At 44.1% G+C, this 13,855-nt stretch carries 11 protein-coding genes; 7 read left to right on the forward strand and 4 right to left on the reverse strand.

The window, feature by feature from the left end:
* Positions 1-41 precede the first annotated feature (41 nt).
* A complete protein-coding gene (locus B5F34_RS15285; RefSeq protein WP_087340676.1) occupies positions 42-935 on the forward strand; it encodes a YitT family protein in 894 nt (297 codons plus the stop codon).
* Between the two features lie 268 nt (positions 936-1,203).
* Here the strand turns inward: B5F34_RS15285 and B5F34_RS15290 are convergent, their stop codons facing one another.
* The 4 genes from B5F34_RS15290 to truA all read right to left on the reverse strand — a co-directional run bounded on the left by B5F34_RS15290 (position 1,204) and on the right by truA (position 4,308).
* Entirely contained in the window at positions 1,204-1,845 is a 642-nt protein-coding gene (locus B5F34_RS15290) for a DUF3256 family protein (protein ID WP_087340695.1), read from the reverse strand.
* Positions 1,842-2,324, reverse strand: coding sequence for a GAF domain-containing protein (locus tag B5F34_RS15295; protein ID WP_087340677.1), 483 nt, complete (start codon positions 2,322-2,324; stop codon positions 1,842-1,844). The genes B5F34_RS15290 and B5F34_RS15295 overlap by 4 nt, the downstream gene beginning before the upstream one ends.
* Before the next feature lie 121 nt (positions 2,325-2,445).
* Entirely contained in the window at positions 2,446-3,342 is an 897-nt protein-coding gene (locus tag B5F34_RS15300; protein ID WP_087340679.1) for a DMT family transporter, read from the reverse strand.
* Positions 3,343-3,534: 192 nt separating this feature from the next.
* Positions 3,535-4,308 (reverse strand): tRNA pseudouridine(38-40) synthase TruA, encoded by a 774-nt coding sequence (gene truA / locus B5F34_RS15305; protein WP_087340680.1) that lies wholly within the window; start codon positions 4,306-4,308, stop codon positions 3,535-3,537.
* A 208-nt stretch (positions 4,309-4,516) separates the two neighbouring features.
* Here truA and B5F34_RS15310 point away from each other — a divergent pair, with 208 nt between their 5' ends.
* The 6 genes from B5F34_RS15310 (at position 4,517) to B5F34_RS15335 (ending at position 13,704) form a co-directional block, all read left to right on the forward strand.
* A complete protein-coding gene (locus B5F34_RS15310; RefSeq protein ID WP_140393021.1) occupies positions 4,517-5,203 on the forward strand; it encodes a DUF5715 family protein in 687 nt (228 codons plus the stop codon).
* Between the two features lie 1,225 nt (positions 5,204-6,428).
* Entirely contained in the window at positions 6,429-8,003 is a 1,575-nt protein-coding gene (locus tag B5F34_RS15315) for a hypothetical protein (protein ID WP_087340682.1), read from the forward strand.
* A 10-nt stretch (positions 8,004-8,013) separates the two neighbouring features.
* Positions 8,014-8,952, forward strand: a complete 939-nt coding sequence (locus tag B5F34_RS15320; protein WP_239449002.1) for a hypothetical protein — start codon at positions 8,014-8,016, stop codon at positions 8,950-8,952.
* A gap of 14 nt (positions 8,953-8,966) precedes the next feature.
* Positions 8,967-11,459 carry an Hsp70 family protein gene (locus B5F34_RS15325; RefSeq protein ID WP_087340684.1) on the forward strand — a complete coding sequence of 831 codons (2,493 nt, stop codon included), beginning with the start codon at positions 8,967-8,969 and terminating at the stop codon, positions 11,457-11,459.
* Positions 11,460-11,461: 2 nt separating this feature from the next.
* A complete protein-coding gene (locus B5F34_RS15330) occupies positions 11,462-13,228 on the forward strand; it encodes an AAA family ATPase (RefSeq protein WP_087340686.1) in 1,767 nt (588 codons plus the stop codon).
* An 8-nt stretch (positions 13,229-13,236) separates the two neighbouring features.
* Positions 13,237-13,704, forward strand: a complete 468-nt coding sequence (locus tag B5F34_RS15335) for a TerB family tellurite resistance protein (RefSeq protein WP_087340688.1) — start codon at positions 13,237-13,239, stop codon at positions 13,702-13,704.
* Positions 13,705-13,855: the final 151 nt, after the last annotated feature.

A 13,855-nucleotide genomic window follows, 5' to 3' on the forward strand; every position in this document is an offset into this window, starting at 1 on the left:
ATACACTAATTAAACAATTCTTTTTAAAGCAAAGAGAAAAAATGAAAACAACCTCTGTCATCCACCCCCTGCCCACCAACGTGGCTCGCGAGGTGAAAGATTATGTGATGATTGCCATCGGCATGATTCTGTATGGTATCGGGTGGACATTGTTCCTGTTGCCGCAAGACATCACCGCAAGCGGCGTGCCGGGCATTGCGTCCATTGTTTATTTTGCTACGGGACTGCCCGTACAGTACGTCTATCTGGGCGTCAATGTAGCACTGCTCATTGTGGCAGTCTGGCAATTGGGCTGGAAGTTCAGCATCAAGACCATCTGGGCGGTATTTACCCTATCCACGTTCCTGGCCATCATCCAAGAGGTGACCAAAGACGTGAACCTGCTTGACGACCAGCCGTTCATGGCCTGTGTGCTGGGTGCCACCTTCTGCGGAAGCGGTATCGGCATAGCCTTTTCCAACAACGGAAGCACGGGCGGAACAGATATTATTGCCGCCGTGGTGCACAAGTACCGCGAAATCACTCTGGGACAGGTCATGCGTATCATGGACCTCATCATCATCACGTCCAGCTACCTGGTGCTGCACGATTGGGAAAAGGTGGTTTACGGTTATGTCACGCTGTTCATCAGCAGCTTTGTGCTGGATCAGGTTGTAAACAGTGCGCGGCAGTCTGTACAGTTCTTCATTATCAGCGATAAATACGAAGAGATAGGCAAACACATCAACCAATTCCCACACCGCGGCGTAACGGTCATCAACGCTTCAGGTTTCTACACCGGACGCGAAATCCGGATGCTTTTCGTCCTGGCCAAGAAGCGCGAATCAACCATCATCTTCCGGTTGATTAAGGACATCGACCCGAATGCTTTCGTATCGCAGAGCGCCGTCATCGGAGTCTACGGAGAAGGATTCGACAAGATAAAAGTGAAATAACAAGGACACGCACATAGCGCATCCACACAGTTACGGGCTACAAGCACTGGCCGCATCGGCAGCCGCTTGCAGCCCGCTTATTTTAGAGCCTGTTTAAATTTTGCTCTTTTAGATTTATATTCAGCTTCTTTTGAGCCTCTTTCCGGTCTCTTTTCCCGGCATACTTCGTCACGTAGCCCGCTACGTTCCTCAGTACACCGGAAAAATATCCTCGGAAACAGCACTCAAAATAAAGCTGAGCAAAATTTAAACAGGCTCTTATTCCCACCTATGGTCGGAATTGTCCATTCTCCCATTTATAGACCAGCGAACGGCGCATGACCGGTTTCAGTTCGTCGGCAGCTTCCTGAGACATATAGCGGGGCGTTTCAAAAGTCCAGACAAGCGAAGTGCTGTCGGCCTGCAAGTCGGCACGAAGGAAAAGCATATCAGCCTGACGGAGAGCATTACGCAGACGGGGGGTATCAAGCGAATCGGGCACAGCCGGCAGGAAATCGTTCATGGCAGGCCCGGACGACAGATAAGCTTCGGCAGGCAGTTCGCGCCAGTCGGTTGTATAGAAATGGATACGGCTGTCGGCAGCGGGGGCAGAAACAGTAGAAACAGCGCAGATGACGCGGGCCGTATCACCGGGCAGGGGCAGAACCTTCATCTGCCACGTGCTCTTCCGGGTCAACTGCACACGGATATAATCGGGTGTGAGCGTGGTCATTTCCGATTTGCCGCCCAAAGTGTTGGTCACCACGGCACGCATCTTACTATCCAGGAAGTCGATGCAGTCAGCCCGGTTCACGGCACTGAGCAGAGGACAGAGCGAGTCGGGCATATTCACGAAAAGGGTACGGGCTTCCTGAGCCTGCACAGACAAGGCAGCCAGCGGGAAGAACAAGGATATTATCAGTTTTTTCATAAACATTCTGTTAACAAATTACATATTTTTTCCAGGCAGGCAGCATCGGTATCGTCGAAGTCTGCCAGACGGTCGCTGTCTACATCCAGCACTCCCCACACTTCACCAGCTGCATTACGAAGCGGCACCACAATTTCCGAACGCGACAACGAGCTACAGGCTATATGCCCCGGAAAGGCATCGACATCGGGCACCACCAGCGTACGGTTCTCTGCCCAGGCCGTGCCGCACACTCCCCGTCCCCGCGCAATGCGCGTGCAAGCCACCGGTCCCTGAAAAGGGCCCAGCACCAGTTCGTCCTTCTTCACGCGGTAAAACCCTACCCAGAAAAAGCCGAAAGTCTCCTTCAGGGCGGCAGCCGCATTAGCCAGATTGGCCACGGTATCTGTCTCACCAGCCAGCAGGCTGCGCAACTGGGGCAAGAGGGTGTGGTAGCGCTCTTCTTTGCAGCCTCCACTCACCAACAAATCTTCTGCCATAATCTATCTGTATCTATCTGTCCTGCAAAGATGAGAAATCTGGGTGAAACAGCCAAACCCCAAGCCTGCCACAGACCGATATTTATATTTCTTTTGCCTGACGGCAACGCTTAATGCCCGGCTAACGGCTACCCAAATAGAGGAAGAACATACCCAACAGCACCAATGCCAGGTCGATGGCTTTGCTGCGGAGATTCTTCTCATGGAAAACCATCGCCCCGAAAAGGAAAGACACGATGACACTTCCCCTGCGCACCATCGACACGATAGAAATCATGGCTCCGTCGAGACTGAGGGAGTAGAAATAGACAAAATCTGCGGCGCAGAGAAAAAGTGAAATGCCCACGATGCACCAGTCCCAGCGAAACCTGGACTCGCTGCGGCGCGGCCACCACAACAGCAACAGGAGAGGACACATGATGAAGACTTGATAGACATTATACCACGCCTGCACCAGCATGGGGTCAAACTGCTTCATCAGGTATTTGTCGTACAACCCGCTCACGGCACCCAGCACAGCCGCCAGCACAATGCAGAATACCCACTTGTTGTGTCGGAAATCTATGCCTTCCTTCTTGCCCGAACGGCTCAACAGGAAGAAGGACAGCACTGCCAGAATGACACCCACCCATTGCCAAAGGTTAAGCCGCTCGCCAAAGAACAGCAAGGCGCCCACCAGCACCATGACGGGACGGGTGGCATTGACAGGCCCTACCAGGGTAAGGGGCAAATGCTTCATGCCAAAATAGCCGAAAACCCACGAGGCCAGCACAATGAACGACTTGAGCAGGATATAGCGGTGCACTTCCCAACCGGCAGCCGGAACAAAGAACAGGCTACCGTGCAAGGTGTCCGGTGCCCAGGCAGACAGGGCTATGAAGGGAATAAACACCAGACTGCAGAACAGCGTATTGAGAAACAGTACGGGCAGGACTGCATTGTCGCGCAACGACTTTTTCTTGAAAGCATCATAAAAGCCCAGAAGGGCAGCAGAAAGGAAGGCTAAAAGTAACCACATTTTAATTGAGAATTGAGAATTAAGAATTGAGAATTGAGAATGAAAAATTAAGAATGAAGGATTTAGGTTCAATGGAGAACATCTTGAATGAAGAATTTGGATTCAATAAAAAATTAGAAATGAAAAGTGAAGAACGGCCAATAAAGGAACATGCAACTTGCAGCACCCATTCTTCCTTTCGTCCCACAAGGACTATTCTTCATTTAAGCAGTCTTCATTTAAAAAGATTTCTTCGGGATACGTCACATCGGCCAGAAACAATGCGTGGCCCGGTGCCGATGTACCTGCCCGGCAGCGGTCTTTCTGCTCGATGATGCGACGAAACTCCTCCACTGACAGCTTGCCGCGTCCCACATCGAGCAGAGTACCCACGATGGCACGCACCATATTGCGCAAGAAGCGGTCGGCACGGATGGTAAACACCCAGGTTTCCTCGTCCGCCTGCGTCCAGGCAGCGTGCATGATACGGCAATTGTTGGTCTTCACATCGGTATGCAACTTGCTGAAGCTGGTGAAGTCGGTATAATCGAAAAGCGTAGCGGCCGCTTCGTTCATCCGGTCGAAGTCGGGCGTATGAAACAGACGGCAGCGGTACTGGCGCAGGAACGGCGACTTGGCTGTGGTGACATAGTAGCGGTACATGCGCGAAGTGGCTCCGAAACGGGCATGTGCATCAGGGCGCACGGGACGCACCCGGCTCACAGATATATCCGGCGGCAGCAGGCGGTTCAGCTTGTCGGCCAGCAAAGCGGTATCAACCATCCCGTCGGCATCGAAGTGGGCCACCATCAGCGAAGCATGCACACCGGCATCGGTACGCCCCGCCCCCGTTACCTCTACCTCGCGGCGCAACAGGGTGGACAACGCACGCATCAGACATTCCTGCACGCTTACGCCATTGGGTTGTATCTGCCAGCCGTGGTAGGCAGCACCATCATAAGAAAGATAAATGAAATATCGTTGCACGGTTTCTTCTTTTAGAAAACGGGAGCAAATTTACGAAATTCTAATGGCAAGGCGAATACCTACCGGCACAAATTGCCCTTCTCCCGATCTTCTTCAGCGTTTCACACGTCACTCATCACTCATTCTTGCTTTACGGTTGCCACTTGCGGATATGCAGAAAATATTATACTTTTGTCCGCATAAAACAAGAAGACGATTACCTGTAACAATGAACTGCAAGAAAAGATTATTCCCCCTCGCGCTCGTCATCTGTCTGGGCGGCGCACTGGCCTTTGCCGGCTGTAAGAAGAAAGAAGACATGACAATGAAGATGAACCACCCGCACAACATACGGGGCGTCAGCAACTTCGGACGTACCTTCGGCGACCTGAACAGCAAGCAGCTGGCTGTGGCACAGGCCATAGGAATTGCTCCTATCGCTTCGCGCAAACAAGCTGAAGAGATGACGGAAAAACTGACCCTCATCGACGACAACGAACGCTACAGCGTAGATTCACTCACCCACTCCATCCCCTACCTCATCCCCGGCGCAGCTGCCCTGCTGGACACCATCGGACAAAACTTCCTGGACTCGCTGGACAGCAAAGGACTGAACCCCAACAAAATCATAGTCACCTCCGTGTTGCGTACCCAACACGACGTGAAGCGCCTCCGACGCCGCAACACCAACGCCAGTGCCAACTCCACACATGCCTACGGCACCACGTTTGACATCAGTTGGAAACGATTCGACAAGGTAGAGGACCCGGACGGACGTCCCATGCAGGATGTGGGTGCAGACACGCTGAAGTTAGTGCTGGCCGAAGTGCTGCGCGACCTGAAGCAGGCCGACAAGTGTTACGTAAAGTACGAAATCCGCCAGGCTTGCTTTCACATCACCACGCGGCAGCAGTAAGTCTGCGTCCACACGTTTGAAAGTCCTAAAGTGCCACTTTACGCTGCTAAAGTGGCACTTTAGCAGCGTAAACCTTTATGTTAGAACCTTCATACGCACGTTTCTGTAGGTTGTTCCAAGTGAAGGGAAGCCTTCTCTCCACTTCATAAAATAAAAGAATCCCTGAAAATGCCTTCACGCCTTCACCTCCATGATAAGCACTATAAATCAGAAAGTTGCTGTGAAAGATACATCTTTCACACTGCTTTCACACTGCCCTCATACCTGTCTATTCCTGATTAAGGTTGACTTGTCTGAGTCCAATAACGGCAACAAGTTTACTCAGGACTGTACACGACACCTGCTTCATAGCGACAGGCAGCGCGTTGCCATGCCCTGAAAAGCCGGCTTCCAAGAGATTAGAACCATCCTTTCCAGGTGTAAGGAACAAACCACACAAAAATCCGGCCTGAAGGTTGTGAAAGGAGGGTGAAGGATGTTGCTTTCACAGTAACCTACTGTCCTACAGTCTTTTGTCGTCAAGGTGAAGGCGTGAAGGATTTTTAGAAAGACTTATACTTGGTGAAGAAAGAGTGAAGTCAAGGCAGATTTTCGAGGCAAAAATTAAAAGTTGGTAAACCTAAAAATGAGTCTTCCAAATGCCATTTTGCGATTCTTCAAAACGACATTTTTTGATAAGGATATATCTTTGAAGTTAGTTCCATATATGAAGAAAGTGAAAACGCCATCTTTCATAATAATACAGTGGAAGCGTGAGTTCTCATTAAACAAAGGTTAATTCTACATGAATCTAATAATTGAAAAAGTGTTATTTGCAAGAAAAAACGTATATTTGCCGTGTCTGTCCTATGCTGAAAGCCCTTGGGGTGGAAGCGGGACAGACACATATACATAAAAGGCGTAACTGTACGCTTTGGTTTTGACGCAGTAAGAATCTCGCAAATTCAACGGTAAGTCAAAAACAAAGCAACGGGGACGCCCCGTGGGGTGTATAATATACGTCCTCAAAGGGTTATGGCATTAGATGTCGTTCCTTTGAGTGTATCTATATTTCTACATCGGCGTGGGGCTTTCAGCGTTGCTCGTTTCGGCTTACCGGGCAATGCGAGAGCCTTTACTGCGTGGAACGAGTGACAGAACTGGCTCCACGTTTTTTTGTATATGCATTATGTGATAGAAAGACGTTGGCATGGGAGTCGGCCGACACAAAGGTTTCAAGGCCGACATGAAAATCATAGAAAACAATCCATACCGACAATTGGGCGTTTATACCAATTCGCCTGTAAGAGAACGTGTAGCCAACCATAATAAACTTCAAGCATTTCTGAAGGTAGGCAAACAAGTGGACTTCCCTTTGGATTTGAATCATTATTTGTCACCCATCCATCGAACTTCTGAAACAATTGCGCAAGCAGATGCCAGTCTTGCACTACCTAAAGAGCAACTCAAATACGCCCAGTTCTGGTTCATTAAAGTTACGCCATTAGATGATATAGCGTTCAACCATTTACAGGCAGGAAATATGGATGCGGCAATTGATATATGGAAGAAAAAGGATTGCTTGTCATCCTTGCAGAACCGGATAGTCTGCGCTTTATTAGAAAAAAACTACGAAACAGCATTGAACTGTGCCGAACAGTTCTACACGCAGTATTTACCGGACTTCGTAGCAATGATACTTGGGAATGGCAACGGTGGCACGAACCAATCTCTTGCTTTTGATTTTATAGACATCCTTTGTGAAGAAGTTGGTGCAAACATCATTTTGCCTTACATAACTAATAAAAGTTGGAAAGAGCATGTTTCGGCAGCACAAATAAAACCGCTTATCGCAAGCATTGAGGCAGCCATTGAAGTAGCGAAATCATCTCGTGGTAAAGGCTCATCGGCACGATACCAGGCAGGAATAAAATTAAAAAATGATACAAAAGTACCCCTACAACAACTCAGTGTTTTTTTGCCCACTACAGACTTGCAGTACCAGATGATTGCCGACAAACTTGGACTTGAAATTCTGCAATGCGGCATTGATTATTTCAATGGTTCAAATGCCTACGATGCTGCCAAGAAAGCAATGTCAATTCAATCGTATGCCATGAAAATTGTAGTTGGCAAAATGGCAAAAGACAGATGCAAACAGAATGTTGATATTCTCCAGAAGATAATTGATGAATTACCTCCCAAAGAAATTTATAAGGAAGATAGGGCAATCCACGATGAATTACAAAAGTTCTGTCAATTACCAGACACGATATCTTATGCAGTGACTTTGCTCAATAATACAAGACCCTATTTGCAAACCATTAAAACAAAGTTAGGAGCATCTAACACATATTACTTAAAAATATCAACACAAGTTGTCGGAAATGCTTTACACAATATAATTGAAGAAGTCAATGCCGTACAGCAAGATGAAGTTGTTCAAATTGGAGGGAAACAAGTACCTATTTCGATGTTAGTTGACAGAGACAGAAAACTTTCTCAGATAAGAACGGTATTACAGGCTGCTTGGAACGCAACCAAAATCATGGATACGTTTGATATGGAACAAGACTTCAAGACTAATAGATATAACCAAAATCGTGCAATTCTAAAGGACTTGTGCAATCAAATGGGTATCTCTACATCACCTGCTATACCACGGCCAAGAACGCAACCTGTCAGCCAACCACGCGTAATAACAAACCCAAATAATAATTCCACCAATAGTTCTGGTAATAAGACTAATTGGGGGTATCAAGGATATATAATCGCAGTTATAATAGCGGTGATTATTGGGTTTATATCAATGTGTAACTAATATAATAAATATGAAAAGAAAACTATTGGCAATTACATTTGTTGTACTGGGGATACAATTATCTATAGCACAAGATGCTCCAGAGTACAATGAAGCTCATTTAGAAGCTCTTCAAAAAGAGATCTCAAACATTCAAAATGAATTTTCAAACATTGAGAAAGAAATTACGCTTTTAAAGCGAGAAAATCGAAACAGACTTACCGAAATTAAATCTTTAGACATTGAGAATGACACCCTTAAGCTGTCGCTTGACAGTTTATTTGCAAGCCATACTCAATTATATAAGATACAAAAAGCAGATAAAGATACGATTAGTCAAAGAATAAACATGGCCAATAATACGATTATTCACAATCAATCTGTCTTGGAGAATCGTTCTTTATGGGGTGGTATCATAGTTATTCTCATTGTTCTTCTAAGCAGTGGCATACTTTTATATCTTTTCAAGCGAATTAAATCCGGCACAAATTCAATTGACGAAGTACGTAAAGCACAAGACGCTTTGCAAAATGCCCAAACAAAAATGCAGGAAGAATCCATTAATTTAGACAATAAACTGCTTACAATAATAGGACAACAGATGAATACACCTACGGCAACAAATAACCAAGGAACTACGTCTGTTGACCACTCGCTTGCATTGAAAGTGGCAGATGAAATAGTACGCATCGAACTGAATCTTTCCCGGATGGATTCTTCCATCAAGGGATATAAACAATTGGCTAAGGCGGTTCAACGCATAAAAGATAATTTCCAGGCAAATGGGTATGAGATTGTGGATATGCTTGGCAAACCATATATAGCAGGGTTGAAAGCTGCCGTTACATTTGTTACGGATGAAAACTTAGAAAAAGGACAGCAAATCATCTCCAAGATTATAAAACCTCAAATCAATTATCAACAACAAATGATTCAAGCTGCAGAAATTGAAGTTAGTCAACCTGAGTAAAAATAAATATAGTTATGGCAAGAGTAAAAATCGATTATGGCATAGATCTTGGAACCACTAACTCCGCAATATGCCGCATGGAAAAGGGGATACCTGTTATTATTAAAACAGATGTACTGAAAGATACAATGCCCTCATGTGTTTCATTTACTAAACGCAAGAGTATAAAGGCTGGAGATTCAGCGTTTAATGATATGAAAAGCGATAAGCGTCGCGCATCGAAGAGTGGTAAAAAAGAAGCCTCCAACGCTTATGTAGAATTTAAACGCACTATGGCAACCACTACGCGTTATTATAGCTCTTACATGGATAGAGCTTATTCATCGGAAGAATTGTCAGCAGAAGTTCTGAAGACATTGAAATCTTTTGTTACCGATGAGAGTTTTTCTTCTGTTGTAATCACAGTTCCTGCGAAGTTCACTGTTAATCAGAAAACGGCAACTTTGGAAGCTGCCAAAATGGCTGGGTTCAAACACTGTGAGTTACTACAGGAACCAATTGCTGCATCAATGGCATACGGACTGAACACCAATGAAAAAGATGGCGTATGGATGGTTTTTGATTTTGGTGGAGGTACATTTGATGCAGCTTTGCTCAAGGTAGAAGATGGAATTATGCAAGTGTTTGATACGGAAGGTGATAATTATTTAGGTGGGAAAAATTTAGATTATGCTATTGTGGATAATATCATCATTCCTTATCTTATGGAGAATTATAACATAAGTTCCACAATTGCAGATGCAGACAAGAAAGAGGTTTTACGCGATGCTATGAAAACTTATGCAGAAGAGGCAAAAAATCAATTATCATTTAAAGATAACGAGGACATCATTTCAAATCTTGGTGATTTAGGTGAAGATGAGGATGGGGAAGAAATAGAACTTGACCTTACCATTACGCAAACAGAAGCATTTGATGTAATGCGCCCTTATTTTCAAAAAGCGGTAGATATCTGCAAGAATCTGTTGCAACGGAATCATCTTTCCGGCTCACAAATAAATAAACTGATATTGGTGGGTGGCCCTACCCATAGTCCGTTAATCCGGCAAATGCTCAAAGAGCAGATTACTCCGAATGTAGATACGAGCATTGACCCAATGACTGCTGTAGCTACAGGTGCGGCACTTTACGCCTCAACATTGGATGCAGAAATTTGTGGCGATGAAATTCAGATAGGGACTATAAAGTTAGAGTTGGGATATGAATCAACCTCTGTTGAAGCGTCAGAATGGATAAGTGTAAAATTAGCAGATGGAGCACCTTTATCTAAAATCTGGATTGAGCTTGTCCGCGCTGACAAAGCATGGTCAAGTGGAAAAACAGAAGTGGATTCTACGGGTAATGTAATAGAAGCTAATTTGTTGGAAGGCAAACCTAATTCATTCAGTGTCGTTGCGTATGATGATAAAGGAAATGCTATTTCTTGTTTTCCTTCGGAAATAACCATTATACAGGGTACTAAAGTTGGTGCAGCTCCCCTTCCTTATAATATAGGCATTGCCATTTGGGACGGAAACAAAAAACGGGGTGTATTTAAGATGTCCAAAGGATTGGAAAAGAATAAGCCATTACCTGCTATTGGAGTCGTAAATGGCTTGAAAACAACCGGACAACTTCGGCCAGGGGTTGAAAGTGATACTTTGATTATTCCGGTTTATCAGGTAGATGATTTTTCAGAAGCGGAAGGGAAAACGGCATCTCTATATGAACATGTGGCAGATGTTGTGGTCACCGGTGATGATGTGGATAATTTGATTCCTATAGATAGCGCGGTTGACATTACTCTAAAAGTAGATTCATCGGAACAGATGAAATTAGAGGTACATTTCCTTGCTACTGATACAACGGTTGAAAGAAAACTTGATACAAGTAAAAAGCAATCGGCATCAGATAATGAAATTAAGAAAATGTTGAATGAAGCGCAGACAAGTATCCGCCGTTTGGAGTTTGAAGGTATATCTACATCGGAATTGCAAGCTCATTTTAACCAGGTGAAAGAGGAATATGCCAATAGTTCCGAAAAGAAAATGGTGCTACAACACCTGAAGGAAGTTTTGCGTGAGATTGAAAATCTTGATAGCAGTACGGAATGGCAACGATTGGAAAAAGAGTTGCGTGAAGAATTTGAACGGCTTGAAAAGGCGCAAAGTGAATTGGGTAACAATCAAACTGCGCAACTTGTCGAGCAGTTACGCGTTCAGACGGATAAAGTTATCCGTGAAAAGGATGCAAAGATTGGGCGTGAAATCTTGGAACAAATCGGTTCACTGTTTATACATCTTACTCTGGTCTATCAATGCATGGGTTTAATACAAGACTGTCACAGGAGATTTGGAGATATTCGTTGGAAAGACTCCTCACGTGCCCGTCAATTAGTCAATAAAGGATTGGAAGAAATGAATGGACAGCCAACGGTTGAGAAATTACATCCCATTGCTTGTGGTCTGATAGACTTGATGCCGGATGACGAAGCGGCAAATGCGGGTGGTTTGTTGAAAAACCAATAAAAATGTACTATAATAAGAAAGATAAAATAGAGCTATATACAGTGATGTTTCCGCATAAGCAAGGTACTTATGCGGAAACTTACCGTGTAAAGGATGCAAAGGGAAGAACTTGTTTCTTGAAACTTATTAACCACAGCAAATTAGACCGTAATCAAATTGATGAAAACGGACAAATTACAGAGGTAGAGATTACTAAGCATCTGGATCATCAGAATCTATGCAAATATATTGATTCCGGAAATCTGATGCTTTACGGAGGACAATTTACCTATCTTGTAACGGAATATGTCAGCGGAGAAACCTTGTCTCAGAAAATCATCAGAGAGGGGGAACTTAGTGTGTATGAAATAAAGCAAGTAGCAATACATGTACTTTCTGCATTGCAATATCTGCATACGCTGCCATGCCCTGCCCTGCATGGTGAAGTTACTATACAGAATGTGTTGATTAGTTTCGTTGGTGGATGGGATGATTTGAAACTGATTGATTTAGGACATGCACGATACCTGAACCAAAGTCCTGCAAAACTGGACTTGGACTCGACAAATGTATTTTGTCTTGCTCCCGAGTGTTTTTCCGGAGTCATTCAAGTCCAATCCGATGTATATGCTGTAGGTGTATTATTGTATCAGTTACTTTATGGCAAACTTCCTTGGTTTATTGACTTATCGCGTATAGATAAACAAGACAGAATAGACGCTTTGCTGGAAGAACGAAACAAGGACCTGGATATACCCAGTATAGAAAAGTTTGAGTTGGATGAACAATTAGTTAATTGCATAGTCAAGGCTCTTTCATACGATGTAGAAGATAGATTTCAGTCTGCCGAAGAATTTATCAGGGGAATTAAAGGCGAATTAAAGGTAGAACGACAATCTACCAAACGAAAAGTATTTTCTAATCCCACTATGTCAGCAAAAGGACAATCCAAAGCCGTGAAGAAAACGGGGAAAGGTTTTGCCGCGATTGCCGGGATGGAAGAACTGAAAAATCAACTACGGGAAGAAGTCATAGATCCCCTGCATCACCCGGAAGAATACAAACGATATGGAATAACAATACCCAACGGAATGCTTTTGTATGGACCACCGGGATGTGGAAAAACATTCTTCGCCAAACATTTTGCTGAGGAAGTTGGCTTTAACTTTCTATGTATTACACCAGCAACTTTAAAAAGCAGGTATGTAAATGCCACACAGGAAAATATTGCCAAGATGTTCAAGGAAGCAGAAGAAAATGCACCGACCATTATCTTCATTGATGAGATAAACGAACTTGTTCCAAATAGAGAGAGTAATGTACATGAGATGTCACGAAGTGCTGTCAATGAAATGCTTGCACAGATGGACAGAACCGGAGAAAAAGGTATTTTCATTATTGGTGCGACCAATTATCCCCATATCATTGACCCGGCAATACTCAGGACTGGCCGATTGGACAAGAAATATTATGTCGGAGCGCCCGATAAGGAAGCGAGAAAAGCACTTTTTGAGCTATATCTTAAGAATAGACCTTATGACTTCGGACTGGACTATGACGAGTTAGCCGAATTAACGGCCAATTATGTTTCAGCAGATATTCAGTTGATAGTCAATGACGCTTCAAGAGCAGCTTTAAAGCGCCATAGCAAAATAACTATGGACTTGTTGCGAACAGCTATCAATGAAACACATCCGTCATTAAGCCTTGACGAGTTAGAAAGATACCTGGATATTAAGGCTCGGATGGATGGAGAAAAGCCGAATAAACGACGTGTCGGATTTAAATAGAAATCAAAATGAAAACAACAGAATTGTATTTGAAGACATTATTTTGCTGCATGGCCTGCGATGGTGAAATAGCCAAAGAAGAAGTAGAAATAGTTAAACACCTTTGCAAAGAATATGATGTATTTTCAGACATTGATATTAAATCATGTTTGAACAAATGGATTACTGCTATCAATGAAAATGGCACCGTATTCCTAAAGAATTATCTAAACGATTTGTCCAATGCAGACCTATCAACGTCTGAACAACTGTTTATTGTCGACTTAGCAATCAGGACTATTGAGGCAGATGAACGTATTGAATATGCTGAAATCAAGTTTTTCAAGAAAATACGAAATCAACTACCCATCACTGACGAGGAAATATTGAAACGACATCCGGGAAAAGAAGATTTTTTATTACCTGACATCAATGTGGCAGATGAACCGATTTGGAATAACACCATTCAATTTACTGAACTTTCATTGAAACAATAGCCTACATCTGCATATCGTCGAGCATATAATCTATAAGAGCCTGTTTAAATTTTGCTCAGTAACATTCTTATCGCCGCCAGTTTCACCATTTCCTCAGCCGAATCGAACGTGAATTCGTAGTTCCGACAGAGCCTTCTATAATTATCGAACC

This window comes from Mediterranea sp. An20 (assembly GCF_002160055.1).
GTDB lineage: Bacteria > Bacteroidota > Bacteroidia > Bacteroidales > Bacteroidaceae > Bacteroides > Bacteroides avicola.

What these genes read in the sequence shown, in the direction of transcription:
- B5F34_RS15285 (WP_087340676.1), top strand. Translation starts at nt 42, where the DNA reads ATGAAAACAACCTCTGTCATCCACCCCCTGCCCACCAACGTGGCTCGC.
- B5F34_RS15290 (WP_087340695.1), bottom strand. Translation starts at nt 1,845, where the DNA reads ATGAAAAAACTGATAATATCCTTGTTCTTCCCGCTGGCTGCCTTGTCT.
- B5F34_RS15325 (WP_087340684.1), top strand. Translation starts at nt 8,967, where the DNA reads ATGGCAAGAGTAAAAATCGATTATGGCATAGATCTTGGAACCACTAAC.
- B5F34_RS15310 (WP_140393021.1), top strand. Translation starts at nt 4,517, where the DNA reads ATGAACTGCAAGAAAAGATTATTCCCCCTCGCGCTCGTCATCTGTCTG.
- B5F34_RS15295 (WP_087340677.1), bottom strand. Translation starts at nt 2,324, where the DNA reads ATGGCAGAAGATTTGTTGGTGAGTGGAGGCTGCAAAGAAGAGCGCTAC.
- B5F34_RS15330 (WP_087340686.1), top strand. Translation starts at nt 11,462, where the DNA reads ATGTACTATAATAAGAAAGATAAAATAGAGCTATATACAGTGATGTTT.
- B5F34_RS15315 (WP_087340682.1), top strand. Translation starts at nt 6,429, where the DNA reads ATGAAAATCATAGAAAACAATCCATACCGACAATTGGGCGTTTATACC.
- B5F34_RS15300 (WP_087340679.1), bottom strand. Translation starts at nt 3,342, where the DNA reads ATGTGGTTACTTTTAGCCTTCCTTTCTGCTGCCCTTCTGGGCTTTTAT.
- B5F34_RS15335 (WP_087340688.1), top strand. Translation starts at nt 13,237, where the DNA reads ATGAAAACAACAGAATTGTATTTGAAGACATTATTTTGCTGCATGGCC.
- B5F34_RS15320 (WP_239449002.1), top strand. Translation starts at nt 8,014, where the DNA reads ATGAAAAGAAAACTATTGGCAATTACATTTGTTGTACTGGGGATACAA.